The sequence below is a fragment of the Microbacterium sp. Marseille-Q6965 genome (assembly GCF_946151065.1).
Lineage (GTDB): Bacteria > Actinomycetota > Actinomycetes > Actinomycetales > Microbacteriaceae > Microbacterium.
Window position 1 is genome coordinate 1,041,461 of the sequence record NZ_CAMGZA010000001.1, and the last position, 25,567, is coordinate 1,067,027.

At 72.2% G+C, this 25,567-nt stretch carries 26 protein-coding genes, 1 tRNA gene and 1 pseudogene; 16 read left to right on the forward strand and 12 right to left on the reverse strand.

Annotation, left to right across the window (positions count from 1 at the left end):
* Positions 1–20: 20 nt before the first annotated feature.
* From N8N77_RS05025 to galU, 3 genes are all read right to left on the reverse strand, one after another.
* Positions 21–971, reverse strand: a complete 951-nt coding sequence (locus tag N8N77_RS05025) for a large exoprotein (protein WP_261165122.1) — start codon at positions 969–971, stop codon at positions 21–23.
* Between the two features lie 130 nt (positions 972–1,101).
* A complete protein-coding gene (locus tag N8N77_RS05030; protein WP_261165124.1) occupies positions 1,102–1,731 on the reverse strand; it encodes a GNAT family N-acetyltransferase in 630 nt (209 codons plus the stop codon).
* A gap of 23 nt (positions 1,732–1,754) precedes the next feature.
* A complete protein-coding gene (gene galU / locus N8N77_RS05035; protein ID WP_261165126.1) occupies positions 1,755–2,642 on the reverse strand; it encodes a UTP--glucose-1-phosphate uridylyltransferase GalU in 888 nt (295 codons plus the stop codon).
* A 101-nt stretch (positions 2,643–2,743) separates the two neighbouring features.
* Here galU and N8N77_RS05040 point away from each other — a divergent pair.
* The 3 genes and pseudogenes from N8N77_RS05040 to mscL all read left to right on the forward strand — a co-directional run bounded on the left by N8N77_RS05040 (position 2,744) and on the right by mscL (position 4,063).
* Positions 2,744–3,339: pseudogene (locus tag N8N77_RS05040) on the forward strand (5-formyltetrahydrofolate cyclo-ligase).
* A 23-nt stretch (positions 3,340–3,362) separates the two neighbouring features.
* Positions 3,363–3,614, forward strand: coding sequence for an FmdB family zinc ribbon protein (locus N8N77_RS05045; protein WP_261165127.1), 252 nt, complete (start codon positions 3,363–3,365; stop codon positions 3,612–3,614).
* Positions 3,615–3,661: 47 nt separating this feature from the next.
* Positions 3,662–4,063 carry a large conductance mechanosensitive channel protein MscL gene (gene mscL / locus N8N77_RS05050; protein WP_261165129.1) on the forward strand — a complete coding sequence of 134 codons (402 nt, stop codon included), beginning with the start codon at positions 3,662–3,664 and terminating at the stop codon, positions 4,061–4,063.
* Positions 4,064–4,118: 55 nt separating this feature from the next.
* On the opposite strand, the gene N8N77_RS05055 is transcribed toward mscL, so the two are convergent.
* On the reverse strand, positions 4,119–4,325 hold the full coding sequence (locus tag N8N77_RS05055; protein WP_261165131.1) for a hypothetical protein: 207 nt from the start codon (positions 4,323–4,325) through the stop codon (positions 4,119–4,121).
* A 4-nt stretch (positions 4,326–4,329) separates the two neighbouring features.
* Positions 4,330–8,025, reverse strand: coding sequence for an AAA family ATPase (locus tag N8N77_RS05060; RefSeq protein ID WP_261165132.1), 3,696 nt, complete (start codon positions 8,023–8,025; stop codon positions 4,330–4,332).
* Between the two features lie 213 nt (positions 8,026–8,238).
* Between N8N77_RS05060 and N8N77_RS05065 the strand changes: the two genes are divergently transcribed.
* Together N8N77_RS05065 and N8N77_RS05070 are read left to right on the forward strand one after the other, a co-directional pair.
* Entirely contained in the window at positions 8,239–8,766 is a 528-nt protein-coding gene (locus N8N77_RS05065) for a methylated-DNA--[protein]-cysteine S-methyltransferase (protein ID WP_261165133.1), read from the forward strand.
* Positions 8,763–9,350, forward strand: coding sequence for a DNA-3-methyladenine glycosylase I (locus tag N8N77_RS05070; RefSeq protein ID WP_314732511.1), 588 nt, complete (start codon positions 8,763–8,765; stop codon positions 9,348–9,350). Before N8N77_RS05065 ends, N8N77_RS05070 begins: the two co-directional genes overlap by 4 nt.
* A 114-nt stretch (positions 9,351–9,464) precedes the next feature.
* Here the strand turns inward: N8N77_RS05070 and N8N77_RS05075 are convergent, their stop codons facing one another.
* The gene (locus N8N77_RS05075; RefSeq protein ID WP_261165135.1) at positions 9,465–11,072 is read right to left on the reverse strand and encodes a cation acetate symporter; all 1,608 of its coding nucleotides are present in this window, start codon (positions 11,070–11,072) and stop codon (positions 9,465–9,467) included.
* Positions 11,069–11,413, reverse strand: a complete 345-nt coding sequence (locus N8N77_RS05080; protein ID WP_261165136.1) for a DUF485 domain-containing protein — start codon at positions 11,411–11,413, stop codon at positions 11,069–11,071. Before N8N77_RS05080 ends, N8N77_RS05075 begins: the two co-directional genes overlap by 4 nt.
* A 189-nt stretch (positions 11,414–11,602) precedes the next feature.
* Here N8N77_RS05080 and N8N77_RS05085 point away from each other — a divergent pair, with 189 nt between their 5' ends.
* The 8 genes from N8N77_RS05085 (at position 11,603) to N8N77_RS05120 (ending at position 18,195) form a co-directional block, all read left to right on the forward strand.
* Entirely contained in the window at positions 11,603–12,466 is an 864-nt protein-coding gene (locus tag N8N77_RS05085) for a LuxR C-terminal-related transcriptional regulator (protein ID WP_261165138.1), read from the forward strand.
* A 141-nt stretch (positions 12,467–12,607) separates the two neighbouring features.
* Positions 12,608–12,949, forward strand: a complete 342-nt coding sequence (locus N8N77_RS05090) for an Lsr2 family protein (RefSeq protein ID WP_261165139.1) — start codon at positions 12,608–12,610, stop codon at positions 12,947–12,949.
* 104 nt (positions 12,950–13,053) lie between these two features.
* Positions 13,054–13,126: transfer RNA gene (locus N8N77_RS05095), tRNA-Arg, on the forward strand.
* A gap of 214 nt (positions 13,127–13,340) precedes the next feature.
* A complete protein-coding gene (locus tag N8N77_RS05100; RefSeq protein ID WP_261165140.1) occupies positions 13,341–14,312 on the forward strand; it encodes a MetQ/NlpA family ABC transporter substrate-binding protein in 972 nt (323 codons plus the stop codon).
* Between the two features lie 37 nt (positions 14,313–14,349).
* The gene (locus tag N8N77_RS05105) at positions 14,350–15,375 is read left to right on the forward strand and encodes a methionine ABC transporter ATP-binding protein (RefSeq protein ID WP_261165141.1); all 1,026 of its coding nucleotides are present in this window, start codon (positions 14,350–14,352) and stop codon (positions 15,373–15,375) included.
* A complete protein-coding gene (locus N8N77_RS05110; RefSeq protein ID WP_261165142.1) occupies positions 15,369–16,040 on the forward strand; it encodes a methionine ABC transporter permease in 672 nt (223 codons plus the stop codon). Before N8N77_RS05105 ends, N8N77_RS05110 begins: the two co-directional genes overlap by 7 nt.
* On the forward strand, positions 16,037–16,987 hold the full coding sequence (locus N8N77_RS05115; RefSeq protein WP_261165144.1) for an FAD-dependent oxidoreductase: 951 nt from the start codon (positions 16,037–16,039) through the stop codon (positions 16,985–16,987). The genes N8N77_RS05110 and N8N77_RS05115 overlap by 4 nt, the downstream gene beginning before the upstream one ends.
* Positions 16,984–18,195 (forward strand): PLP-dependent aminotransferase family protein, encoded by a 1,212-nt coding sequence (locus N8N77_RS05120; RefSeq protein ID WP_261165146.1) that lies wholly within the window; start codon positions 16,984–16,986, stop codon positions 18,193–18,195. Before N8N77_RS05115 ends, N8N77_RS05120 begins: the two co-directional genes overlap by 4 nt.
* 66 nt (positions 18,196–18,261) lie before the next feature.
* Here the strand turns inward: N8N77_RS05120 and N8N77_RS05125 are convergent, their stop codons facing one another.
* From N8N77_RS05125 to N8N77_RS05135, 3 genes are all read right to left on the reverse strand, one after another.
* Positions 18,262–18,759 carry an HNH endonuclease gene (locus N8N77_RS05125; protein ID WP_261165148.1) on the reverse strand — a complete coding sequence of 166 codons (498 nt, stop codon included), beginning with the start codon at positions 18,757–18,759 and terminating at the stop codon, positions 18,262–18,264.
* A 408-nt stretch (positions 18,760–19,167) separates the two neighbouring features.
* Positions 19,168–20,028 (reverse strand): M23 family metallopeptidase, encoded by an 861-nt coding sequence (locus N8N77_RS05130; protein WP_261165149.1) that lies wholly within the window; start codon positions 20,026–20,028, stop codon positions 19,168–19,170.
* A gap of 228 nt (positions 20,029–20,256) precedes the next feature.
* The gene (locus N8N77_RS05135; RefSeq protein WP_261165150.1) at positions 20,257–20,955 is read right to left on the reverse strand and encodes a metal-dependent transcriptional regulator; all 699 of its coding nucleotides are present in this window, start codon (positions 20,953–20,955) and stop codon (positions 20,257–20,259) included.
* A gap of 111 nt (positions 20,956–21,066) precedes the next feature.
* Between N8N77_RS05135 and serC the strand changes: the two genes are divergently transcribed.
* Positions 21,067–22,176 carry a phosphoserine transaminase gene (serC, locus tag N8N77_RS05140; RefSeq protein ID WP_261165152.1) on the forward strand — a complete coding sequence of 370 codons (1,110 nt, stop codon included), beginning with the start codon at positions 21,067–21,069 and terminating at the stop codon, positions 22,174–22,176.
* A gap of 75 nt (positions 22,177–22,251) precedes the next feature.
* Here serC and N8N77_RS05145 read toward each other — a convergent pair whose 3' ends face one another.
* Together N8N77_RS05145 and N8N77_RS05150 are read right to left on the reverse strand one after the other, a co-directional pair.
* Positions 22,252–23,124: a DUF3027 domain-containing protein gene (locus N8N77_RS05145; protein WP_314732512.1), complete on the reverse strand. Its 873-nt coding sequence runs from the start codon at positions 23,122–23,124 to the stop codon at positions 22,252–22,254.
* Positions 23,108–23,488, reverse strand: a complete 381-nt coding sequence (locus N8N77_RS05150) for a cold-shock protein (protein WP_261165153.1) — start codon at positions 23,486–23,488, stop codon at positions 23,108–23,110. The genes N8N77_RS05145 and N8N77_RS05150 overlap by 17 nt, the downstream gene beginning before the upstream one ends.
* Before the next feature lie 105 nt (positions 23,489–23,593).
* Between N8N77_RS05150 and N8N77_RS05155 the strand changes: the two genes are divergently transcribed.
* Positions 23,594–23,872, forward strand: a complete 279-nt coding sequence (locus tag N8N77_RS05155) for a multidrug ABC transporter ATPase (protein WP_261165155.1) — start codon at positions 23,594–23,596, stop codon at positions 23,870–23,872.
* A gap of 13 nt (positions 23,873–23,885) precedes the next feature.
* A complete protein-coding gene (locus tag N8N77_RS05160) occupies positions 23,886–25,547 on the forward strand; it encodes a helicase-associated domain-containing protein (RefSeq protein ID WP_261165156.1) in 1,662 nt (553 codons plus the stop codon).
* Positions 25,548–25,567: the final 20 nt, after the last annotated feature.

The following is a 25,567-nucleotide window of genomic DNA, read 5'->3' on the forward strand; positions in this document are numbered from 1 at the left end:
CGCGTCGCGTGAGCGCCGATTCAGCCGACCGCACGGCGTTGCAGCAGGCGGCGGACGTGGTCCTCGATCTCCGCGTCGTCCACGATCCCCATCCGCGCGTACGGCGACTCGGCCGCTGCGCGTGCGGGCCCAGTCGCGGCCGCGGGGCGCGCGTCGGCGATCGGCACGGGTGCGGGCAGTGGCTCCTCGACCCGCGCGCGCATGGCCTCCTCGCGGGCGGCCTGCAGCAGCGCCTCCCGCGCGCCCTGCGCGGCCACGGCCGTTGCGGCGCGAGACCCCGCCGTGGCGACGAGCGGGACGGGGAGCGGCCTCGGCGTCCAGCCGCGGTCCTTGGCGTCGATCAGCTGCGGTGCGGCCTCGGAACGGCGCACGGGCGCCGGGGCCGGCACGGGCACCGGACGGGAGCGCCGCGCGACACGCGCCATGCGGTTGAGCGCGGCGACACCGATGGTCGCCAGGGCAAGACCGCCGAGCAGCAGCCACGGACCCTGGGCGAACGCCGCCAGACCCCACCCGGTCAGCGCCAGGCCCGCCAGCACGCTCGTGAGGGCTGCCAGACGCACGACGCGGCGAGCCTTGGCCCTGCGGCGCCCGGCGTGCAGCGCCCGCTGCGCCTCGGCCAGCGAGCGGCGGCGCCGCTCCAGCTCCTGTCGTTCACGCTCTCGCTCGAGGCGCTGCTCCTCGGCCGCGATCCGTTCGCGCTCCCGCTGCAGGCGCTCCGCCTCGGCTTGCGCCCGGCGAGCGATCTTCTGCTGCAGGTGCGCCTGCCGCGCCGTGAGCTCGACACGCACCTCCTCGGGCGCCTCCGCGGTCTCGGCCAGCACCCGCAGGGCGCGCGAGAGGCGCACCGCGTTGCGCTCGGCCGCGTCGTAACGCGCGCGATGGATGAGCGTCGGCAGGAGATAGACGAGCCAGAGCGCGACGGCGACGAAGACGATCACGCCGCCGCCCAGTACCTGGCCCCCATCCATGCTCGCAACGGTAGGCGACGGCACGCGGATCGGCCGTGAAGCGCGAGCGTGTGTCTTGCAGAGAGACACGGCGAGGAGGCAAAGTCGCGCGATCGTCGCGTCCGGGAACGGGCGCGGAGCCCGCGAGCGGTCAGCTGCTCAGGCGATCCGCGGGCGGGATCACCGCGGCGTCGACCGGCGCGCGCCCCGCCACCCAGCGGTTCAGCACGCCTTCCGGCACATCCTCGCGCACGAGGGCGAAGGCGTAGTGGTCGCGCCAGTCGCCGTCGATGTGGATGTAGCGGCGACGCAGGCCCTCGTAGCGGAACCCCAGCTTCTGCACGACGCGCAGGCTCGCGTCGTTCTCGGGGCGGATGCAGATCTCCATCCGGTGCAGCCCGAGCTCCTCGAAGCACATGTCGGTGGCCATGGCCACGCATGTGGGCGTGATCCCGAGCCCGGCGAAGCGCTCGCTCACCCAGTAGCCGATCGTCGCGGACTCGAGCGACCCGCGCGCGATCCCCCACACGTTGAGCTGGCCCGCGACCTGCCCCTCGTGTTCCATGACGAGCGGCACGCCCGCACCGTCCTTGTACTGCTGCAGCAGCCGCCGGATGGCGAACCGCATGTCGAGCGAGACCGCCCCGTGGGGGTTCGTCGCCTCCCACGGCCGCAGCCAGGAGCGGTTCGTGAGCAGCTCGTGCTGCAGGGTGCGGGCGTCGCGGGGACGGATGAGCCGGATGGCGATCGGCCCGTGCTGTCGCGCGTGCTGAGCGTCCATCCGGCTCCCCCGTTCTGGCGCGTCTACAGCGTCGCCGCGAACTCCTTGATCCACGGACGAAGCTCGGGACCGAGGTCGTCGCGGTCAGCGGCGAGGCGCATGATCGCCTTGATGTAGTCGAGCTTATCGCCGGTGTCGTAGCGACGGCCGCGGAACACGACGCCGTACACGTCCACCTTCTCCGGGTCCGCCGCGACCTCCTTGAGCGCGTCGGTCAGCTGGATCTCCCCGCCCTTGCCCGGCTGGGTGTGCTCGAGCACCGGGAAGATGGCGGGCGTGAGCAGGTAGCGGCCGATGATCGCGAGGTTGGACGGGGCGTCCTCCTTCGCGGGCTTCTCGACCAGGTCGAGCACCTTCACCACGTCGGGATCGTCGGTGGCCTCGACGGAGGCGCAGCCGTACATGTGGATGTGCTCGGGGTCGACCTCCATGAGGGCGACGACCATCGCCTGACGCTGCTCGTGCACCTCGATCATCTTGGGCAGCAGCGGGTCGCGCTCGTCGATGAGGTCGTCACCGAGCATCACGGCGAAGGCCGAGTCGCCCACGTGCGCCTGCGCGCGGTGAACGGCGTGGCCGAGGCCCTTGGGCTCGCCCTGGCGCAGCATGTGGACGTCGGCGAGGTCGCTCGAGGCGCGAACGCGGCCCAGCTTGGCCTCGTCGCCCTTCTCTTCGAGCTTCTCCTCGAGCTCCGGCACCGAGTCGAAGTGGTTGGCGATGGCGTTCTTGTTCCGCCCGATGATCATCAGGACGTCGCGGATGCCGGCGGCGACGGCCTCCTCGACGACGTACTGGATCGCGGGCTTGTCGACGACGGGCAGCATCTCCTTGGGCGTGGCCTTCGTCGCCGGGAGGAAGCGGGTGCCCAGTCCTGCGACAGGCATCACCGCCTTGATCTTCGCGGGTTCCATGCCATAACCCTAGGGGATCGTCCCCGAGAGAAGAGGGCGGGCTCACCGGCTCGGCGGCATGCCGGGGAATCGCGGCCGACGCCGCGTCGTAGACTCGCGGCATGACGGACCCCGTCGAGCACGAGAAGCGCGCGCTACGCGCCGAGTTCCGCGAGCGGCGGCAGCTGCTGTCCGAGGCGCAGCGCGATGCGGCGGCGGCCGGGATCGCGCAGCAGCTGGACGCGCTCGTCGCCGAGCAGGGCGCCACGTCGATCGCGTGCTACCTCTCCTCCCCCACCGAGCCCGGCACGCGAGGCTTCCTCGCCGCCGCGCTTGAGCACGGACTGAGGGTGCTCCTTCCCGTCACACGCGAGGACGGCCTGCTGGACTGGGCCGTCGCCTCGCCGGACGGCGGCGAGGTGGTGGGCGCCCTCGGCGTGCCCGAACCCGTCGGCGAGGTGCTGGGGTCCATCGCCGTGAACGACGTCGACCTGATGATCATCCCCGCCGCCGCGATCGACGTGGGCGGTGGCGCCTGGGGTGGGGGCGCGGCTACTACGACAAGACGCTCGGCTCGATGGAGAACCGGCCGCCCGTCTACGCGGTGATCTATGATTCTGAGTTGGTGGAGCGGGTCCCCCGCGAAGTGCACGACCAGCCGGTCTCCGGCGTCGTGACCCCCACCCGGACGCTCGCATTCCCGCGCGAGCGTCGCTGATCCGGTCATCTCTGCGAGGACGCATGCCCACGTACGCCTACGCCTGCAAGTCCTGCGGGCACGCCTTCGACGCCGTCCAGTCGTTCAGTGATCCTTCGCTGACCGAGTGCCCCGAGTGCGGCGGTCCGCTGCGCAAGCAGTACGGATCGATCGGTGTCACGTTCAACGGATCCGGCTTCTACCGCACCGACTCGCGCGCGGCGTCTGGCGCGAGCGGCTCGTCCCCGGCATCATCGTCTTCCGGAGCGTCCGCTCCGGCGCCGGCAGCATCCTGACCGGCGCTCACCGACCCGGACGAGAGCGCCGGGAGGGGAGGCAAGACATGCTGCAGGGGTTCAAGAACTTCATCATGCGCGGCAACGTGGTCGAGCTGGCGGTCGCCGTGGTGATCGGCGGCGCGTTCGGCGCCATCGTGACCGCGCTCGTCGATCACCTCATCAATCCGCTCATCGGCGCCTTCGTGCCGAGCGGCAACCTGGAGAGCTGGGTCATCACGTTCCCCGGGCTGTTCGACGAGGTGAACTTCGGCATCGGCGGCATCATCTCCGCCGTGATCAACTTCCTGGCGATCGCGCTCGTGGTGTACCTCGTGCTCGTCATGCCGATGAACAAGCTCGCCGAGCGTCGGGCCGCTCGCGCCGGCGTCGTGGAGGAGGCGCCCGCCCCCACGCAGGAGGAGCTGCTCATCCAGATCCGGGATCTGCTGGCGAAGCAGCAGGCCTGAGCGCGGGCCGGCAGGGCCGGGGCGGCGGCGCGACGGGACCCTCTCGCCCGGCGACTCACCAGTGGGGCGGCCGGTCGCGGCGCAGGCGGTCGTCGTTCGGGCCGCGCTCCCCCGCCGACAGCGGGCCCTGCTCCCCACCGCGCAGCGTCGACTCGGCGTCGGAATCCGACAGGGTGCCCTCGACGCGGGTCAGCCGCGCACGCCGCGCGCCGCGCACGCGCTCCACGCGCTGCCGCCGATCGGCGGCGTCCGATCCGCTCACCGGGTCAGGATAGGGTCAGCGGCTGGGTGTCGGCCTCGGCCCTCGGGGTGTCCTGCGACACCCCGAGCACGGTGGCAATACGCGCCGCGACGGCGGCCGGATCGCTGTAGAGGTCGAACGCGTGCACCCGCACGTAATGCCAACCGAGGCGCCGCAGCACGTGCGGTCGCAGGCGCAGGGACTCCCGCAGCGACTCGCCGCGCGACTCGGGATCGGACTCGACGACCACGGCCTTGCCGCCGTGCTGCGCGACGAGCGGCAGCAGCCCGCGGTAATCCACGTCGACCGCGACGCCGAGGCGGCGCAGCTCGCGCGCCAGCGCCAGGGTGAGCGGGTCGGCCAGGTCCTCGAGCCGCGCCTCGCGACCCCGCGTCGCGATCCCGCTCAGAATGCCCATGAAGGTCGCGGCGCCGTGCTGCAGTCGCCCGTCGTCGAACGACGAGGGCCGGATCGACGACACGATCACCATCGAGCGGCGGGCGCGCGTCATGCCGATCGTCAGCAGGCGCTCTCCGTCGGGCGTCGACAGGTCTCCGAAGTCGCTGAGCACGCGCCCGTGCTTGGTGAGGCCGTACCCGAGCGTGAGGATGACGCGGTCGCGGCTCTCGGCGGCGGCCTCCTCGAGCGTGAGCACGGCGAGCGGCTCCGCCGTGTCGCGCGAGACGAAGTCGGCCACGTCGCTGCGGCCCGCGAAGGCCTCGTTGATCGCCGCGCGCACACGGTCGGCGTGGCGGCGACTGACGCTCACCACCATGAGCGACTCGTTCGGGCGGTTCACGGCGTGCTCTACGACGAGCGAGACGACGCGGTTGACCTCGGGGTCGGGGCTCTCCACCGTGCCCGTGACGGGGTCGGGCGTGCCGTTGCCGCCCTCCACGTAGTCGACGGTCAGGCTGCCGCGGCCGAGGTAGGAGCCGGCCCACGGCAGCGAGACGATCTCGCCGCCGTAGAACGCGTCGTTCACCAGCGCCGCCAGGTCTTCGCCGCCCGCGCGGTAGCTGCGCGTCAGGGTCTCGAGGGGCACGATCTCGGCGAGGCTCTCGAAGAGGCTGGTGCCGTCGAACACCGAGCCGTCCTCCGGCTCGGCACCGGTCTGCACGACGAAGGGCGTCGGCCGCTGGGTCACCGGGTCGCCGAACGCCACCACCTGGCGTGCCCTGCGGATGGCGGGAGCGGCCTCCGTCACGCTGACGGCCGCGGCGTCGGCGACGATCACGGCGTCGAAGGCCTCGGTGTCGGGGATGAGGGGCACCTCGTACGGCGAGGCGAGCCAGACGGGCGCCAGCACGCGCATGAGTGTCGGCGCCTGGCGCAGCACGCTCGGCGCGTCGACCTCGCCGCGCATCAGGGCGCGGCGCAGCGCTGCGGACTCCTCCGGCTCGTCGACGATCCCGATCCGCCACTGGGCGGCGAGCTGCCAGGCGAGCAGGGGTCCCGACGCCGCCGCGTGCGCCTCGTCCACGAGCCGGAAGTCGCGCTCCAGGCGGTCCACGACCGAGGTGTTCGCGCCGAGCAGGGCCCGATCACCCTGCAGCATGTGTTCGAGCGCGGACTGCCACCAGGCGAACTCGAGCTCCTCGCCCACGCGCGCCTCATCGACGTGCCGCACCGACAGCTCGGTCAGCAGGGGCTCCAGCCCCAGAGCCGCGAGCCGCGTGCGCAGTTCGGCGCGCTCCACGATGTTGTCGAACACCTGCGACTCCGCGGCGAGCCCACCGAGGGTGCGCACGAGTCGCTGCACGGGCATCGCCGCGAGCCGCGTTCCCCGCCCGAGCGCGCGGTCGAGTTCCTCCAGATCCGCCACGACGCGCTTCCACGCCTCGTGCACGTCGGAAAGGCCGATGGGGATCTCGGGCACGGTGCCCACGTCGACGAGGTGCTGCCACTGCGTGCGCTGGTGCTGGATGCGCACGAGCGCCGCGTGCATGTCGACCACGTGACCGCCCGGGCGCACGTACTCGCGCGCGAGCTTCTTGAGGCGACGGCGGGTGGCGGCGGCCATCGTCGCCGAGTCGCGCCGCGGCCCGTGCGCCTTGATGAGCTCGCCGAGCGGGCGCTCGAACACCGTGGGGCTGAACCGGTCGAGGGAGTCACGGATGCCGTGCAGCAGCCGCAGGTACTCCCCCAGCTCGTCGATCGTCGTGAACGGACGCATGCGCGTCTGCGAGATGAGCTCGTAGCCGCGCTCGAGCAGCTGCGGCACGTCGACGCTCTGCAGCCGTCCGGCGAGCGCGTGCGCGTCCTTCGCCTCCTGCGTCGAGGCGAACGTCACCCCGTACCACGGCGAGTCGTCGGGTCCGACGCGGAACTCGCCGAGTCGCGCGGCGAGCGCGAGGGTGCGCGCCGCGTCCGAGCGGTCGCCCGAGAGCCGCTCGAGGGCGCGCAGACCGAGGCGCGCGCTTGTCGAGGGCGGGTGCGGCAGCGACGCGAGCTTCGTCAGGGTGCGCGTGGCGTCGAGGGCCGACACGCCGAGCGTCGGGTGCGGCCGCACGAGGGCGCGCCGGTAGTCGCGCAGCACCGTGCGCAGGCGCACGAGCGCGTCGTCGATGTCGGCGACGGTGGGCTGTTCGGCCTTCTCGTTGCGGCCGATGGCGCGGATGAGGTCGCGCCGAAGCGATGACGGCGAGACCGCGAGCCCGTCGAGCCCCACCCCGGCCAGGCGGTGACGCACGCCGTCGAGCGTGGAGCGGCGCGGGCTCACGACGAGCACGCGCCGGCCGGCGCGGACGAGAGCGCCGACGGCGTTGATGACGGTCTGCGTGCCGCCGGTTCCCGGCAGCGTGTGGACGACGATCGACTGACCCGCCGCAATGCGCGCGAGCACGCGCTCCTGCTCGGCGTCGGCGTCCAGCAGGAGGGTGTCGGAGGCCGGGGCGCGCTCGTCCGGGTTCGGCACGTGCGGCACGTCGCGCTGTTCGCGGAACGCCGCGAGCGCGTCGGAATGGCCCGAGAGCGCGTCGAGCACGGGGTGCGCCAGTGTGGTGAGGTCGCGCGCCATCGCGCCGCCCACGTCGGCGAAGGTCGACACGACCAGACGCGGGCGCACCGTGAAGGTCTCGATGTGCGAGGTGGCCGACCGCAGCCGGTCGATCACCGGCTGCGGCTTGAACACGCCCTCGGAGTGCGCCAGCGCCGCGAGTGCGGCACCGTCCAGCTCGATGCCGAACTGCGAGCGCAGCGCGCGCACGAGCTCCGGGTTGACGGTGAACGAACCGTGCAGCTTCAGCTCGAAGTCCGCGTGGTGGCGGCGGATCGCCAGCGGGCGCAGCAGCACCGGCGCCGTGAACGTCTCGGCGCCCAAGCGCCACGACGCCAGCCCCACGGCCAGGCGCACCGCGTCGATGGCCCGCACGGTGCGCAGTTCGATGTTCTTCGCCGTGATGCGCTCGGCGGCGAGCCGTGCGGTGCGCAGCGCGACCTCGTCACGAAAGAGGTTCGACAGCAGCGTGGACTTGCCGGTGATGAACTGCGGCAGGCTGCCGGGGTGGGCCTTCGTGATGTCGATCCCCGAATCGGCGGCCTCGCGGTATCGCAGCAGCGGCGAGGGGCCGCCCAGGTCGGCGGCGGCCAGGCGCAGCCGCTCGCGCTCGGCGTCGGCCGCGTGCACGACCTGCACCCCGGGCTCGGCGACGCCGAGATCCGCTGGGGTGACGTCCGCGGTGGCGCGGGTCGCCGCGGCGCTCGTTCTGGCTCGGAACACGCAGTCAGGCTACGCACCGGACACCGGATCGACGTTGCGATCCGCGGAGTTTCGCGGTATTGGCGCTCCACGCGTGTTCATGCGGCGTGCCGCGGCGCCCTGGTCGGCGGTCGCACCGCCGCCGCACCCGCTCACAGGCCGGGCGCGCCGATTCCTCCTCCCCCTCCTCGCCCACGGCTGGGCGGTGTCGGCGGGGGCCGCCAGGATGGACGCATGGAGTTCCGTTTCGGCACCGTCGACTGCCCGCTGGGCGTCGTTGTCGCGGTCGCGTCCGCCGAGGGTCTCATCGCGGTGCGTGTCGCCGACGACCCCGGGCACGCGTTGGGCGCGCTGGCGCACCAGCACCGCATCTCGCCCGAGCCGGATGAGGGTGTCGTCGCGGATCTGGCCCCGCAGCTGGCCGCATACTTCGACGGCCGGCTGCGCACGTTCGACGTGCCGCTGGATTGGCGGCTCGTGTCGGGTTTCGCGCGCGAAGCGCTGACGGCCGTGCGCGAGATCCCGTACGGCGAGACCGCCTCGTACGGCGAGGTCGCGGCCATGGCGGGAAGGCCCCGGGCCCACCGCGCCGTCGGCACCGCGTGCCGCGACACGCCGTTCGCGCTCGTGGTGCCGGTGCACCGCGTCGTCCGGGCGGACGGCCGGCTCGGCGAGTACGGGGGCTTCCCCGAGCACAAGCGATTCCTTGTCGAGCTGGAGCGCGACGCCTCGCGGCGCGAAGCGGAGGGGGCACGACCGTGACGGATCTGGTGATCGGCGACGACGGGCTGGCTCGCCCCGTGTGGGCGTCTCGCGACCCGCTGCTGCGCGCCTACTACGACACAGAGTGGGGCATGCCGGTGCGCGACGAACGCGGGCTGTTCGAGCGGCTCAGCCTCGAGGCGTTCCAGTCCGGCCTGTCGTGGGCGACCATCCTGCGCAAGCGCGAGGCCTTTCGCGAGGTGTTCCGACAGTTCGACCCCGACGCCGTGGCGGCGTTCGGGGAGGACGACGTGGAGCGGCTGCTGGCCGATGCCCGCATCATCCGCAATCGTGCGAAGATCCTCGCGACCGTCGGCAACGCGCGGGCCACGGTCGCGCTGCGGGACGACGGCGGGCTGGCCGAGCTGATCTGGAGCTACCGGCCGGCCGAGACGCCGGCGCCCGCCAGCTACGCCGACATCCCCTCGTCGTCGCCGGAGTCCGTGGCGCTCTCGCGCGAGCTGAAGCGCCGCGGATTCCGCTTCGTGGGCCCCACGACGATGTTCGCGCTGATGGAGGCGGTCGGGATCGTCGACACCCACCTGCTCGGCAGCCACCGACGCGGTACGAGCGGCGTGTGGTGACCGCGTCGCCGTGATGCCCCGGCTCCGGCCGCCCGTTCCACGCGCCCGCATACGAGCGGACCCCGCAGGCCGCCTCGGCCTGCGGGGTCCCTCGTGGCGTCGGTCGGGCGCCGCCTAGTGCTGCACCGCCTTCTCGGCGCCGTGCCCGGTAAGCGAGCGGACCTCCATCTCGGCCGCCACGCGCGGATCCTCCGATCCCTTCGACGTGAGCGAGCCGATCCAGCCGAGCAGGAACCCGACGGGGATCGACACGATGCCCGGGTTGCTCAGCGGCCAGATCGCGACGCCGGTCTCCCCGAACACGCTCGTGGGCGTGCCCCAGAACACCGGCGACAGCACGATGAGGACGATCGCCGTGCCCAGTCCGCCGTACATGCTCCACACGGCGCCACGGGTGGTGAAGCCGCGCCAGAACAGCGAGTACAGGATGGTCGGCAGGTTCGCCGAGGCGGCGATCGCGAAGGCCAGCGCCACCAGGAACGCCACGTTCTGCCCGAGCACCGCGATGCCGCCGAGGATGGCGAGCACGCCGATGACGAGGATCGTGATGTTCGCGACCTTGCGCTCCTGCCCCTCCGTTGCCGTGCCGCGCTTCACGACGCCGTTGTAGATGTCGTGCGAGAACGACGCCGCCGCCGTGATGGTGAGTCCGGCCACCACCGCCAGGATCGTGGCGAAGGCGACGGCCGAGATGATGCCCATCAGCACGGCACCGCCGAGCGCCTGCGCCAGCAGCGGCGCGGCGGAGTTGACGCCGCCGGGCGCTCCCAGGATCGTCTCCTCGCCCACGAGCGCGCCCGCGCCGTAGCCGAGCACGAGCGTGAGCAGGTAGAACAGGCCGATCAGCCAGATGGCCCACACGACCGAGCGACGCGCCTCCTTCGCGGTCGGCACCGTGTAGAACCGCATCAGCACGTGCGGCAGGCCCGCCGTTCCGAGCACCAGCGCCAGCCCGAGCGAGAGGAAGTCGACCGGGTTGGTGTACTGCAGGCCCGGGTTCAACGTCGCCTCACCGTCGGGCGAGGCCGCCACCGCCGCCGCGAGCAGGTCGTTGAAGTTGAACCCATGGATCACGAGCACCCAGATCGCCATGAGGATGGCCCCGCCGATGAGCAGGAACGCCTTGACGATCTGCACCCAGGTGGTTCCCTTCATGCCGCCGATCAGCACGTAGCCGACCATGAGCACGCCCACCACCGTCACGACGACGGCCGTACCGATCTCGTCGTCGATCCCGAGCAGCAGCGACACGAGGCCCCCGGCGCCCGCCATCTGCGCGAGCAGGTAGAAGAAGCACACGGTCAGCGTCGAGATCGCGGCGGCCATGCGCACGGGGCGCTGCTTGAGCCGGAACGAGAGCACATCGGCCATCGTGAACTTGCCCGTGTTGCGCATCAGCTCGGCCACGAGCAGCAGCGCGACCAGCCACGCCACGAGGAATCCGATCGAATAGAGGAATCCGTCGTATCCGTTCACGGCGATGGCGCCCACGATTCCGAGGAACGAGGCCGCGGAGAGGTAATCTCCCGCGATCGCGAAACCGTTCTGCGGGCCGGAGAATGCGCGCCCGCCGGCGTAGAAATCGGCCGCCGTCTTGTTGTTCCGTGACGCGCGGATGACGATCACCAACGTCACGGCGACGAACAGGCCGAAGATCGTGATGTTCAGAATCGGGTTGTTCTCGGCCTGCGTCGTCTCGACGGCCGCATGGACGGCGTTCATGCGCGCCCCTCCTGCTTCTCGAGGTCCTCACGGATGGCGGCCGACTGCGGATCGAGCCGACGGTTCGCGAACGAGACGTAGGCCATGGTGATCGCGAAGGTCGTGACGAACTGCCCCAGGCCGATCAGCAGACCCACGTTCACCTGGCCGAACACCTTGATCGCCATGAAGTCGGGCGCCCAGCCGGCGAGCAGGACGTACACGAAGTACCAGACCAGAAAGAACGCCGCGAGCGGGAAGACGAAGCCGCGGTGGGCGCGCCTCAGCTCGCGGAACCGCGGGGAGTTCTCCTCCGCGATGTAATCGATGGTGCTCCTCGCACCGGTCGATGGTTCGGTCATGAGGCCTCCTTGCCACATGGTCGGGTGACGGCGGCGCGTCGGTGCGCCGCCGACCGGCGCGCCGCAGGCGTCGCCGATGGTAGCTTCGACGCTACGAACGCGGCGGCACCGGCCGTCACCCCCGAAAGTCGGTAGGAGCCGCGTACCGGAAGACGACGCGGCGACGAAGCCGCCGAAGCGGAGGTCATCGTGAGAACCGAGGCACCATCCCCGCGCGACCCCCTGCTGGACAAGGCGGTGCGCGACCTCGCGCGCCGCACCCGCTTCCCGATCGCCTTCGGCGGTCTCCTCGAGCACGACACCGCCGCCGTCGACACCGTCGTCGGCGCCCAGACGAAGGCCCTCGACGGGCTCGCCGTGCGCATCGAGCGCGGCCTGGGCGGCCGGGCGATGCGTGAGCTGCGGCCGCGCATGACGGGCGACTACGGAACGGCGACGCAGATCACCCACGATTACGACCGATGGATCCTCGGCGAGGGGATCGGCACGCTGCTGGCCGTACCGGTGATCGTGAGCGGTCGCGCCCGCGGCGTGCTGTACGGCGGCGCCTGGGGGCGGTGGAGCATCGGGGGCGTCGCCACCGCCCCCGCCGTGCGCGTGGCGGAAGAGCTCGCCACCGAGCTGCGCATCCGCGACGAGGTCGATCGCAGGATCGCCCAGACCCCCTCGCCCGCTCCGACGTCCGCGCTCAGCTCCGCGCAGCGCGAGGAGCTACGCGAGAGCTACGCCGAACTGCGTCGCATCGCGGCGGCCGTGCCCGATCCCGACCTGCGCGCGCGATTGGAGGACGTCGAGCGCCGCCTGGCCGGGCTTTCGGGCGAGACTCCGCCCGCCGCCCGCACCGCCGCGCCGCCGGGGGTGCGGCTGTCGCGACGGGAGACGGACGTGCTGGCGTGCGTTGCGCTCGGAGCGACCAACGCCGAGATCGCGGAGCGGCTCGGCCTGCGCGAGGGCACCGTGAAGGCCTACCTCGGTTCGGCGATGTCCAAGCTGGACGCGTCCACCCGCCATGCCGCCGTCGCCCGAGCACGTCGGGCGGGACTGCTGCCCTGACGGCACCGCCGTCGATTCGCACTCGCCCCGGGAATTCCCGCGCCGCGGGCCGCGCATTTCCGCTCGGGGAATTGCATTTCGGCACGTCGGGGCAATTCCGAATTGTGCAGAATAGACGCGCCGAGTGTTATCCTCGACCCCATGGCTCGTAAAATCGTGCACCAACTCGTCGACGATATCGACGGAACCGTTCTCGAACCCGGGGAAGGCGAGACCGTGCTTTTCGCCGTCGACGGGAAGAGCTACGAAATCGACCTGACCGAGGCGAATGCCGCCAAGCTGCGCGACGCGCTCGCGCCCTACATTTCCGCCGGTCGCCGCGCCGGGGGCGGCGCATCCGCCAGCCCGCGGCAGCAGCGCCGCCGCGGCGGCCAGAAGGACTACGGCCCGGTTCGCGAGTGGGCGAAGGCCAACGGCTACACCGTCTCCGAGCGGGGGCGCGTGCCGGCCTCGGTGCTGGAGGCGTACGAGGCCGCCAACTGAACCGGCACAACGGCGTGTGAGGGGCGAGCGGATCCATTCCGCTCGCCCCTCGCCGCGTCCGCTCGGGGAAGCCCCCGTTCCTCCGCGTTAGGCTGGTCATCCACGCCCCTGTAGCTCAGTGGATAGAGCGTCGGTTTCCTAAACCGTGCGTCGCTGGTTCGAGTCCAGTCAGGGGCACCGTTCCATCACCCGCGCGAATCCGCGCCGGGTATCGCCAGGGCCATCGCACCCGCTCCCGCGTCTTCCGATCAAAGCGGACACCGGGGCCGACTGTTGCGCTCTCTTACGAACGAGGTGCGGGACCGGGCCGCCGCGCCTAGCGTTCAGGGACATCGGCCGGTGCCGGCACGCCGCCCGACGCCCCCACCGCACGCGCACCTCAGGAGACGCCATGGCCCACGACGACATCCCCTCGCAGTCCAGCCAGAGCGAGATCGAACAGCGACTTGCGCAGCGCAAGCGGCGCCGCACCGTCTCTCTCGTCATCGGCGCCGTGGCCGTCGTCGCGATCGCGGCAGCCATCGCCGTCCCGCTGCTGCTGCAGACCGCGGCGCCGGCCGCCGAGGGAGAGGGCGACGCCGAGCTCATCGAGCTGACGATCGCCGACACCGCGCAGAGCGACTTCCAGGACGCGATCGTCGAGGTGGGCCGCGAGAACGGCCTCGACCTCACGTTCGTCAACTTCGACGACCCCTACCTGCCCAACACGGCGCTGGTCGAGGGCGAGGTCGACGGCAACTCCTTCCAACACGTGGCGTGGCTGAGCCAGTTCAACAAGCAGAACGGCACCGACATCACCCCCGTGTTCTCCACGGTGATCAGCGCCTGGGGGCTGTTCTCCGCAACCCACGCGTCCGCGTCCGACATCCCTGAGGGCGCGCGCATCGCGGTGCCCGACGACCCGGCGAACTTCTCGCGGGCGTTGTTCATCTTGCAGACGGCGGGGCTCATCGAGGTCGATCCCGAGGCCGGCGTGTTCCCCGTCGAGGAGGACATCGTCGCCAACGAGCGCTCCATCGAGCTCGTCCGCATCGCCCACGAGTCGGTGCAGACCGCCTACTCCGATCCCACGATCGATGCGGTCGTCATCGCGACGGACGACTTCGACCCGGCTCTCGGCATCACCAGCGACGATGCGATTCAGCTCGAGGACGCCTCGGCCCCCACGTCGAGCCCGTACGTCATCGTCGTCGCCACCACCTCCGACCGCGCCGACGACCCCGCGTGGGAGCTCCTGGAGAAGACGTACCGCGACGACCGCGTCGTGGCGGCCTTGGAGGAGGAGAAGCGCGGCGAAGCGACGATCGTGGAGCTTCCGGTCGACGACCTTCGCGCGGCGCTCTCCGAGCTCACCGCGCAGTGATGCCCGCGACCCGCGACCACGTCGGCGAGGCGGAGGCATGAGCGAACGCATCCGGCTCGCCGCGGTCACCAAGCAGTACCCCTCGAAGGGCAGGTCCACGGCTCCGCCGGCGATCGACGGCGTCGACCTGTCGATCGAGGCCGGGGAGATCTACGGTCTGATCGGGCGCTCGGGCGCGGGCAAGTCGACGCTGTTGCGGATGATCAACGGGCTCGAGAAGCCGACCGCCGGCCGTGTCCTCGTCGACGGTGTCGACGTCCACGCCCTCGCGCCCTCCGAGTTGCGGGCGCTGCGGCACGGCATCGGGATGGTGTTCCAGCAGTTCAGCCTGTGGAACTCGCGCACGGTGTTCGGCAACATCGCCACCCCGCTCAAGATCGCCGGGTGGAAGGACGACGCGATCGCGCGGCGCGTCGGCGAGCTCATCGACTTCGTGGGCCTGCAGGGCAAGGCGTTCGCTCGTCCGCGGCAGCTGTCGGGCGGGCAGAAGCAGCGCGTCGGCATCGCACGGGCGATCGCCGCCCGACCGTCCATCCTGCTCTCCGACGAGGCGACGAGCGCCCTCGATCCGCAGACGACGACGGGCATCGTCGATCTGCTGAGGTCGGTCAACCGCGAGTTCGGCATCACGATCGTCGTCGTCACGCACGAGATGGATGTGGTCAGCGCGCTCGCCGACCGTGTGTCGATCCTCAGCGAGGGGCGCGTCGTCGAGTCGGGCGACATCCACCAGATCCTGGCCCGCCCCCGCCACCCGGTCACGGCGGGGCTCGTCGGCTCATACACGGGCACCACGCTGACCGAGCGCGAGAAGGATGCGCTGCGGGAGCGGTTCACCGGGCGCCGGATCTCGGTGACCGTCGATGCCGCGACCGCGGAGAGCCCCCTGCTGTCGAGGCTCGCCCGCGAGAACGGGGTCGACTTCGCGATCATTCAGGGCGGGGTCGCGCGCGTGCGATCGCTGCCCTACGGGCAGCTGAGTCTCGCCCTGCACGGCGACGACGCCGCCGTCGACCGGTTCATCGCTCAGCTGGGGGAGCACACGGAGGTAATCGCATGGTGACCGCGTGGATCGATCTCGATGTCGTCGGGCCGAAGGTCGCCCGGGCCCTGTTCGAGACCCTGTTCATGGTGGCGGCGTCGTTCTTCCTCGCCGCGATCATCGGACTGATCCTCGGCATCTTCCTGTACGCCACGCGTCCCGGCCAGCTGCTGCACAGCAGGGTCGCCCACACGGCGCTGAACCTCATCGTCAACACGCTGCGACCGATCCCCTTCATCATCCTGCTGATCGCGTTGACTCCGCTCACGCGCGAGCTGATCGGCACGAGCATCGGCCCGGCCGCCGCGATCCCGCCCCTCACGGTGGCCGCGTCGGTCGGCATCGCGCGCGTCGCGGAGTCGAACCTCGTGGCGGTCGACCCGGGCGTCGTCGAGGCCGCCAAGGCGGTCGGGGCGCGCCCCCTCCACATCCTGTTCGGCTTCGTCGCGCGGGAGGCACTCGGCCCCCTCGTGCTCTCGCTGACATTCATCTTCGTCGCGATCATCGACGCGACGGCGGTGGCGGGCGCCGTCGGCGGCGGCGGTCTGGGCAATCTCGCTCTCACCTACGGCTACCAGCGCTTCGACTACGGCGTGATCGTCGTGGTCATCGCCGTCCTGATCGCCCTGGTGCAGCTCGTGCAGCTGGTCGGCAACCGCCTCGCACGACGGATCATCGACGGATGACGGATCACGAGCGGCTGGGACGCGTCGCGGTCGTCGGGGCCGGGGTCATCGGATCGGCGATCGCCGCGGCACTCGTGGATCGAGGGGCGCGGGTGACGCAGGTCAGCGAGTCGGAGGGGCTGTCGGCGGCGTCGCGCGCGAGCTTCGCCTGGGTCAACGCGCACGGCAAGATGCCCGAGCCGTACCGAGCGCTCAACGCCGAGGGCCGCGCGTGGCACGCCCGGCACGGCGCGTCGTGGTTCGTGCCCACCGGGTCCATCGTCGACGGCGTACCGGACGAGCGGGACGGCTACGTCGACGTGGACCGGTTCCTCGCCGTTCACCGCGCCCGCGTCGGCGCGACCGGCGCGGTGGTCACGGGCCGGGTGCTCGGGCTCGGCCGCGCACGCACCGGCATCTCCCTCGAGGGCACGGGGGTGGTGGCCGACACCGTGGTCATCGCCGCGGGCACGGGCACCGCGGCCCTGGTCGGCTCACTGACCTCGCCGAACAGCCGCATCGGATCGGCCAGGGGCCCGCGCGGCTTCGCGGTGCGCCTGCGCGCCCCCTCCGCAGCGGTGGGCCGGGTCGTCGTCGACCGCGGCCTGCTGCTGCGGCCCGACCACCCCGAGAGACCGGATCTCGTGGTCGCCCAGAGCCTGGCGGTCGAGCAGCGACTGCGCTCCCGCCCATCGTCGGCCGACGACGCCGCGACCATCTGGACCGAGATGCGCCGCGAGCTGGCCACCCGCGTCGGCGGGGAGGTGCGCGACGCGGAACCGGTGTCGGTGCACGTCGCCGATCGGCCCCGGTCCGCCGACGGCTATCCGGTGCTGGGCTGGGTGGCGCCGGGGGTGTACGTGGTGCTCAGCCACAGCGGCGTCACGCTCGCGCTCCTGCTGGCGGATCTCGCCGCGCGCGACCTCGTCGGCGACATCGACCCCAGACTGGAGGCATACCGCCCATGACGACGAAGGACTCCGACATGTTCACCGCGCTCGGCGCCAGCTCGCTGCTGGCGAGCCTTCCCCCTCGACAGGGATTCGGCGACGCGACCCTGATCCGCCTGGCGCCCGGCGCGATCGACCTCGGCGGCGGCAACCCCGCGACGGGGCTGCTCCCCACCGAGCTGTACCGCGACGCGTCGGCCGCTTTCTTCTCCGGTGACGACTTCCCGCGCGCGCTGCGCTACTCGCCGGCCCCCGGCCTGCCGGCGCTGCGCGCGGCGATCGCGGAGCGCGAAGGCGTCGAGGCGGAGCGCGTGCTGGTGACCAACGGCGGTGCACACGGTTTGGCGCTCGTCGCGCTCGGCACGCTGGATCGCGGCGACGTCATCGTCGTCGACGATCCGGTTTATCCCCTCTTCCTCCGCGTGCTCGACCTCGTCGGCGCCTCGGTGGTCGGGGTGCCCGTCGGCGCCGACGGCCTCGATGTCGACGCCCTCGCCGCACGCCTGCGCGCCGGTCTGCGCCCGAAGGCGCTCTTCACCGTCCCGACCTTCCATAACCCGTCCGGAGGCACGCTGTCCGCACAGAAGGCGGACGCGCTCGTCGACCTGGCCGAGAAGTACGGGTTCACGATCATCGCAGACGACCCGTATCGCGAGATCGCCTTCCCCGGCACCGTCGTACCGCGGCGTGCACGGCTGCGGGAGTCGCCCCAGGTCGTCTCGGTGGGCACGTTCTCAAAGACGCTCGGACCCGGGCTGCGGTTGGGGTGGCTCGTCGTGCCCCCCGCTCTCGCGGAGCACTACGTGCGGCTCCGCAATCGGCTCGACGGCCAGAGCAGCGCCGTGCTGCAGGAGATCGTCACCCGCATCCTCTCCGACGCCCGGTTCGGTCCCGCCCTGCGCACGGCGGGTGAGGGCTACGCCGAGAAGGCGGGCGCGCTCGTCGAGGCACTGCGCACCGAGTTCGGCGACGATGTCGACGTGGACGCACCGCAGGGCGGCTTCTTCGCCTGGGCGCGCCTGCGCGGCGACCTCGACTTCGCGCAGCTGTTCGAGGCGGCGCAGGATGCCGGCGTCACGTATCAGCGCGGGGAGTGGTTCTCGGCGACGGGCGAACGACCGTTCCGCGGGCACGCGCGACTGTCGTTCTCGGAGCCGGAGGTCCACGAGCTTCGGGAGGGTGTGTCGCGGCTGGCGCAGGCGTGGCGCGCACTGCGCGCCCGCTGAGACTCGGAGCGCGCGCTCACTCCCGCAGGGCCCGGCGAGGCCCTCGTCCGCCGCTCCCCGCGCGGGTCAGGCGGCGAGTGCGAGGTACGGCTCCCAGCGCGGGTCGCCGCGCTCCACGCCGCGCACGGTCCACGCCCCGCCGCGCGGGGGGCGGGGCGTGATGCGCAGCTCCCACCCCATCTCCTGGGGGGTGCGGTCGCTCTTGATGTTGTTGCACCGCAGGCACGCGGCCACGAGGTTCTCCCAGCTGTCTGCACCGCCGCGCGAGCGCGGCAGGATGTGGTCGATCGTCGAGGCCGGCTTGCCGCAGTAACCGCAGCGGTGGTTGTCGCGGCGCAGCACCCCGCGGCGCGTCACCGGCACGCGGCGGCCGCCGGGCACGCGCACGTAGCGGGTGAGCACGATGACGGCGGGACGCTCGTACGACCCGTGGGTGCCCCAGACCGGTTCGTCCTCGATCCGCTCGACGATGCTCGCCTTCTCGTTCATCACGAGCACGAGCGCGCGCTTGAACGAGACGACCGCGAGGGGCTCATAGCCCGCGTTCAACACCAGAGTGCGCATGCCCTGTCCTTTCGATGGGTCCCGGACGGCTTCCGGGCTCTCGATCCCGTGACGCCACGCTCTGCGGTGGAGCGCGGTGCGGGGGTGCGCAGGCACGAAAAAAGGCGCTGTCTCACAGACAGCGCCTTTCGCACGCGGACGACCCGCGCACCGTGTGCACACGATGCCGAAGCACGTAACGCCCGAGCGCATCCATGGTGCGGATGCGAGGTATTCGCGACATCGGCTTCTCCCTCCGCTTCACGCGGCGACGGGATCAGAGTAGCCCTGCGGCGGCGATGCGGGGCCATCCCGCGGAGGAGAATTCCCGGGCGTGTCGCCGCGGGCGCCCCGCGGACCCGTCCGTCGGCGGCGCAGACGCGACGAGGGCCCCGCGGCGGCTGCCGACGGGGCCCTCGAAAGCGTGAATCAGTAGGGCAGCCAGGCCTGGGGGCTCACGAGGCCGCCGTTGACGTACACCTCGAAGTGCAGGTGCGGCGCGGTGGAGCTGCCCGTCGAACCGACGTAGCCGATGACCTGCCCGGCCGTGACCGTCTGCCCCGCGGCGGCCGCGATGGAGGACATGTGCGCGTACCGGGTGGTCGTGGCGCTGCCGCCCACGTTGCTCTCGATCGTCACGGCGTTGCCGTAGCCGCCGAACCAGCCGGACTGCGAGACCACGCCATCCGCGGCGGCGAAGATCGGGGTGCCGGTCGAGGCGAGCAGGTCCCAGCCCTTGTGGTAGCCGGAGTCGCCGAGCCCACGACCCGAGGTCCAGGCGCCGGCGGGGAGCGGGAAGACGACACCCTCGCTCGGCGCGGAGGGGGTCGCGTTTCCGCTGTAGACCGACGCCGCGGAGGACGACGCTGCCGCCGCCGCGGCCTCGGCCGCCATCTCCTTGGCGCGCTTGGCCGCCGCGGCGGCGGCCTTCTCCTTCTCGATCTCGCTCGCCGTGGTCCCCGAGTAGCTCGAGGCGCTGAGCTGCGAGGCGGTGGCGCCGCCACCGACGGTGAGCGACTGCGCGTCGGCCTCGGCGATGTCGTGGGCGGTCACCTGCTCCGCGGTCGCCTCGCCGCCGCCCTGCGTGGCGGCGTAGGCGGGGATGGCGACGCCGGCGATGAGCGCGAGAACCGCGGTCATCGTGCCCGCCGCGCGCAGCGGCCGGATCTTCGGCGCGCTCTCGGCGCGCAGGGCGCGCTCGGCGATGCGGATGTCGCGGCGGCTGATCTTCGCCGGCGCGGGGGCGCCGGTCCGGGTGGGGTCCGTGGCCTCGGGCGAGCCTGCGGACATCGGGTTCTGAGTCAAGACGTGTTCCTCCGTCGCCTCGCGCTCGGGTAGCGCCGGCTCGTCAGCACTTGTCGTCGGACAGTGAATCCTGCAAGAAGGACGAGCCGGAGAGGCGATTGCTTGCAGAACGGGTTCGTGGACCTTGCGGCCTCGGGATTTCCCCACCCTACGGGAAGATAACGAAAATGTCACGCCCCGTTCCTGAGAGCGTCACCGCGCTCGCAGAAGGACTCAGCGGGCCGCGACGAGGAAGACGTGCGACGCGATCTCGACCGGCAGTTCGAGCGCCTCGTCGCTGCCGTCCATGTGCACGAGCACGTAGCCCTCGCTGTAGCGGAAGTCGCCCGAGGCGCCCGGCACGACGCCGGCCACGCGCAGCTGCTGCAGCAGTTCGGGGTCGACCTGCGCCGGCTCGGCCAGGCGCCGCACCGTGCCCTGGATCGGGCCGCCCTGCGCGTCGAGCGCCTTCACCAGCCCGATGACGCCCTCGTCGAAGTCGCGGCTGGGCTCGCCGCCGATGAGGTCGAGCCCGGGGATCGGGTTGCCGTAGGGCGACTCCGTGGGGCTGCCCAGCAGCTCGATGAGGCGGCGCTCCACCTGCTCGCTCATCACGTGCTCCCAGCGGCACGCCTCCTCGTGGACATAGGCCCAGTCGAGGCCGATGACGTCCGAGAGCAGCCGCTCGGCCAGGCGGTGCTTGCGCATCACGTCCACGGCCTTCTGCCGGCCGACCTCAGACAGCTCAAGGCGACGGTCCTCGCCCACGTGCACGAGTCCGTCGCGCTCCATGCGGCCGACCGTCTGCGAGACCGTCGGACCCGAGTGCCCGAGCCGCTCGGAGATGCGCGCGCGCAGCGGCACGATGTTCTCCTCCTCGAGCTCGAGGATGGTGCGAAGGTACATCTCCGTCGTGTCGATCAGGTCGGTCATCGGGGCCTCCGTCGGGTTCCTCCGGCAATCCTATTCGGCGCCGAGTGAGCGTTCTCCGGGATCGGCGGCGGCCGGCGAGGAGCACGCCGGCACCGGTCCTACCATGGACGCATGACGCTCACGATCCCCGCCGATCTCCTGCCCGCCGACGGACGATTCGGCTGCGGCCCCTCGAAGGTGCGGGACGAGCAGGTGACGGCCCTGGCCGCCGTCGGGCGATCGCTGCTCGGCACCTCGCACCGCCAGGCGCCCGTGAAGAACCTCGTCGGCAGCGTGCGCGAGCGCCTGTCCGCCCTGTTCCGTCTGCCCGACGGGTACGAGGTGATCCTCGGCAACGGCGGGTCCACGGCGTTCTGGGACGCCGCCGCCTTCGGGCTGATCGAGAAGCGCAGCCAGAACCTGACCTTCGGTGAGTTCGGCGGCAAGTTCGCGTCGGCCGCCGGCGCCCCCTGGCTGGAGGCGCCCGACGTGCGCCGCGCCGAGCCCGGATCGATCGCGCTGCCGCAGCCGGTGGCCGGCGTTGACGTGTATGCGTGGCCGCACAACGAGACGTCCACCGGCGCGACGGCCCCCGTCTCGCGCGTGACCGGCGACGACGGCGCGCTCACGGTGATCGACGCGACCAGCGCCGCCGGCGGCATCGACTTCGACGCCGCACAGGCGGACGTCTACTACTTCGCCCCCCAGAAGAACCTCGGATCGGACGGGGGCCTGTGGCTCGCGGCCGTCTCGCCGGCCGCGATCGAGCGCATCGGGCGCGTCGCCACAAGCGGCCGGTACATCCCGGAGTCCCTGAGCCTGGCGACCGCGCTGGACAACTCGCGGAAGAACCAGACGTACAACACCCCCGCCCTCGCGACGCTGCACCTGCTCGACTCCCAGCTGGGCTGGATCCTCGACAACGGCGGGCTGGAATGGGCGGATGCCCGCACCCGCGCGTCGTCGCAGGCGCTCTACGACTGGGCCGAGGCCTCGTCGATCGCCACGCCGTTCGTCGCCGACCCGGCGCACCGCTCGCCCGTCGTCGTCACGATCGACTTCGACGAGTCGGTCGACGCCGCCGCCGTCGCCCAGACGCTGCGCGCCAACGGCATCGTCGACACCGAGCCGTACCGCAAGCTGGGGCGCAACCAGCTGCGCATCGCGACCTTCGTCTCGGTCGAGCCGGACGACGTGCGCCAGCTGATCCGCTCGCTCGACTACGTACTCGCGAACCGCTGACCCGGCGCGGACCCCGTCCGCCGGCCCGATCGGGCGCCGAGAGAGGCACGCGCGACGCCGCGCCTCGCGCTGCCGTCAGTCCTCTTCGTCGTCCGCGTCGTCGTCCGACAGGTCTTCGTCGTCCGAAAGGTCTTCGTCGTCCGACAGCTCGTCGTCCTCGTCGTCGTCCTCGTCGAGCTCGTCGATGTCGACGCCGTCGACGTCGCCGGCGTGCAGGATCGGCGACGCGTCGGCATCGAGCTCGTCGTCCTCCTCGAGGTCGTCCTCGTCGAGGTCGTCCTCGTCGAAGTCGTCGTCCAGGTCCGACGCCGCGTCGTCCTCTTCGTCGTCCGCGTCGTCGTCGCCCTGGTCGCGCTCGGCGGCGTCATCCTCCGCGGCCGCCTCGGCCGCGGCCTGTGCCGCCTGGTACTCCTTGAGGCGCACGGACCAGGGCACCCATTCGGGCGCCAACAGCGCACCCTCCCCCGGCAGCAGCTCGGCCTCGAGCACCGTCGGCTCGGCGCCCTCGACCACGGCGAGCGAGACCGTCCAGTACCAGCCGGGGTAGCCGGGCAGCGTGTTCTCGAACAGCAGCGAGACCACGCCATCCGCCTCGACGCGGTGCCCCGCCGGCGCGCCGATGGACGGGTCCGGTGTGAATTCGCGCAGGGCCTCGAGGGCGAGATCGTGCGCCTCGAGCAGCCGCGCGTCGGGCACGACCGGCGCGGCGGCGGTCCCGACCTCGGGGTCGGACGCCTCCGGCGCGGCGAGTTCCGGCCCAGGCATGGGGGCCTCGGCCGGCGCCCCGTGCACCGGTTCTTCCGCGGCCTCCCCCGCGACGACCTCCGGCTCGGTCGTCACCGGCGCCCCGACCGCCTCGTCGGCGGACGCAGCGGTGGCGGCCGCATCCTGCGGCGCGTCGCCCTGCGGCTCCGGCGCCTCGTCGGGGGTGTCAGACATCGAGCTCATCGGCGACCCTTCGCAGCACGGCGGCGGCCTTGCGCGCGTGGCTGTTCGAGGGGTAGTGACCGCGGCGCAGGTCCTCGCCGACACCGTCGAGCATCTTCACGAGGTCCTCGATGATGATCGCCATGTCCTCCGCCTTCTTGCGGTTCGGCCTCACGCGCGTCGGCGGCGCCTCCAGCACGCGCACCGAGAGCGCCTGCGGCCCCTTGCGGCCGTCGGCGATGCCGAACTCCACGCGCGCGCCCTGTTTCGGCGTCGTGCCCGCGGGCAACGCCGTGGCGTGCAGGAAGACGTCCTGGCCGTCGTCCGAGGCGATGAAGCCGAAGCCCTTCTCCTCGTCGTAGAACCTGACCTTGCCGGTGGGCATGGGACACCTCTTGCTGAGCGATCGTGCGGACGGATGCGGATGGGGCGCGTCGCCGCGCCTCGTTTCCAGCCTACCCATCCGGCGGCGACGCGTATCCTGGTCGGGATGAGCAGCAAGCAGCCCGCCGACGAGACCCCGGTCCGCCGCATCGATCGGATCCTCACGTTCATGTCGCTCGGCGTGATCGTGCTGTCGGTCGGCTGCTTCTTCGCGCTCCTGATCGCCGACGCGGCGGGCTTGCAAGCGGAGGACTTCGGCCGGGGCGCATGGCCGATCATCGCGACCATCCCGATGTTCGGCTTGCCGGTGGGGTTCGTGCTCATCTTCGCGCTGCTGATCATGTCGATGATCCGAAGGGGACGGGCGTCGGACCGCCCGTCCTGAGGCCCCGGATCGCGTGGTAGCCGAAGCGCGCACGCTCGCGGAGCGTCTCGCCGCCAGAGAGGACGGCGAGATCGCCCGGCTGCTGAGCGCGCGGAGGATCTCGGCGCACGTGCCGTGGCGCAGCTGGTTCGACGCGGCCGAGGCGCTGCTCGACCCGGCCTCGATCGCGGCGGCACTGCGCGCGCTTCCCCGCGACGACCTGCACGCGCTGCGGACGGGCTCGGGGCCGGAGCAGCTGGGGCTCACCGATGCCCAGGGCCGCCCGTTCGCCCCGGTGGCCGAGGCACTGCCGCACGAGATCACGCCGACCCCGGCGCGGGCTCCCCGGCCGGCGTCGTCCGACGCGGCCGCCCATGCCGCCGAGCGCGCCTTCACGGCCACGACCGCACTGGCGGACCTTCTGATCGACGCCCTGCGGGTGCCGCTGGGGCGCGTGGCGACGGGCCTGGCGGCCACAGAGCGCAAGCGCCTGGTTCAGGAGGAGCTGGCGCGCGACGGTGACGAGGCCGACGCTCTCGTCCGGGCCGCCGAGCTGGCCGGGCTGCTGCGCGGCCAGGATCGCCGCTGGCTGGTGACGTCCGCGGGCGCGGAGTGGATCCGCCGCTCCACCGGCGAGCGCTGGTCTGCCCTGGTCTCGGCGCTGCGTAGCGCGCTGCCGGCCGGACTGCGTGACGGCGGCGGCTGGATCGATCCGGCCCTGTGGCCGCAGGCGTACCCGCTCGACCCCGAGTGGCCCGAGCATGCGGCGCGCTGGGCGGAGCTGTGGCGCCTCGTCGGCCTCGTCGCGGAGGACGGCGGCGAGCCGGAATGGGCCGCGCTCCCCCGTCGCGGCGAGTCCCCCGAGCCGGCGCCGCTGCTGGCGCTGCTGCCGCAGGAGGTCGACCGTGTCTTCCTGCAGAATGACCTGACCGCGATCTCACCGGGCCCGCTCGCGCCCGAGCTCGACGTGCGGCTGCGCGGCATGGCGGTGCGGGAGTCGCACGCACAGGCATCGACGTACCGCTTCACGGAGGCGTCGATCGGTCAGGCGCTGTCGGCGGGCGAGACCGCCGACGGCCTGCGCACCTTCCTGTCGGAGCTGTCGTTGACCGGCCTGCCGCAGCCGCTGGCGTACCTGATCGAGCGGACGGCGGAGCGCCACGGGCTCGTGCGCATCTCGCTGGATCCCGAAACCGGACACACGGTGGTCTCGAGCCGCGATCACCAGCTGCTCGACACGATCGCGGTCGATCAGGCGCTGCGACCCCTCGGGCTCGTGCCGGACGGCCGACTGCTGCGCACGCGCGCCGACCGGGCGGCGGTGTACTGGGCGCTCGCCGATGCGCGGTATCCCGTCGTGGTGATCGATGAGGAGGGCGAGGCGGTCGCGCTGCGGCGGCACCGTCTGGCGGCCGCCGAAACGCCCGACGCCGACCGCTACGCCGCGCTCCTCGCCCGCCTGCGCGAGTCGGAATCCGGCGATGCCGACGCGGCCTGGCGCGAGCGCGAGCTCGACGCCGCCGTGCGCGAGAAGGCGACCCTCGTCGTCACGGTGGCGCTGCCGGACGGCTCCCAGCGGGAGTTCACCCTCGAGGCGACCGGCCTCGGCGGGGGTCGCCTGCGCGGCCTGGACCGGGGCGCCGACGTCGAGCGCACCCTGCCGATCCGGTCGATCGCCTCGCTACGCCGGGCGTAACGACCGGTGCCACGTTCACC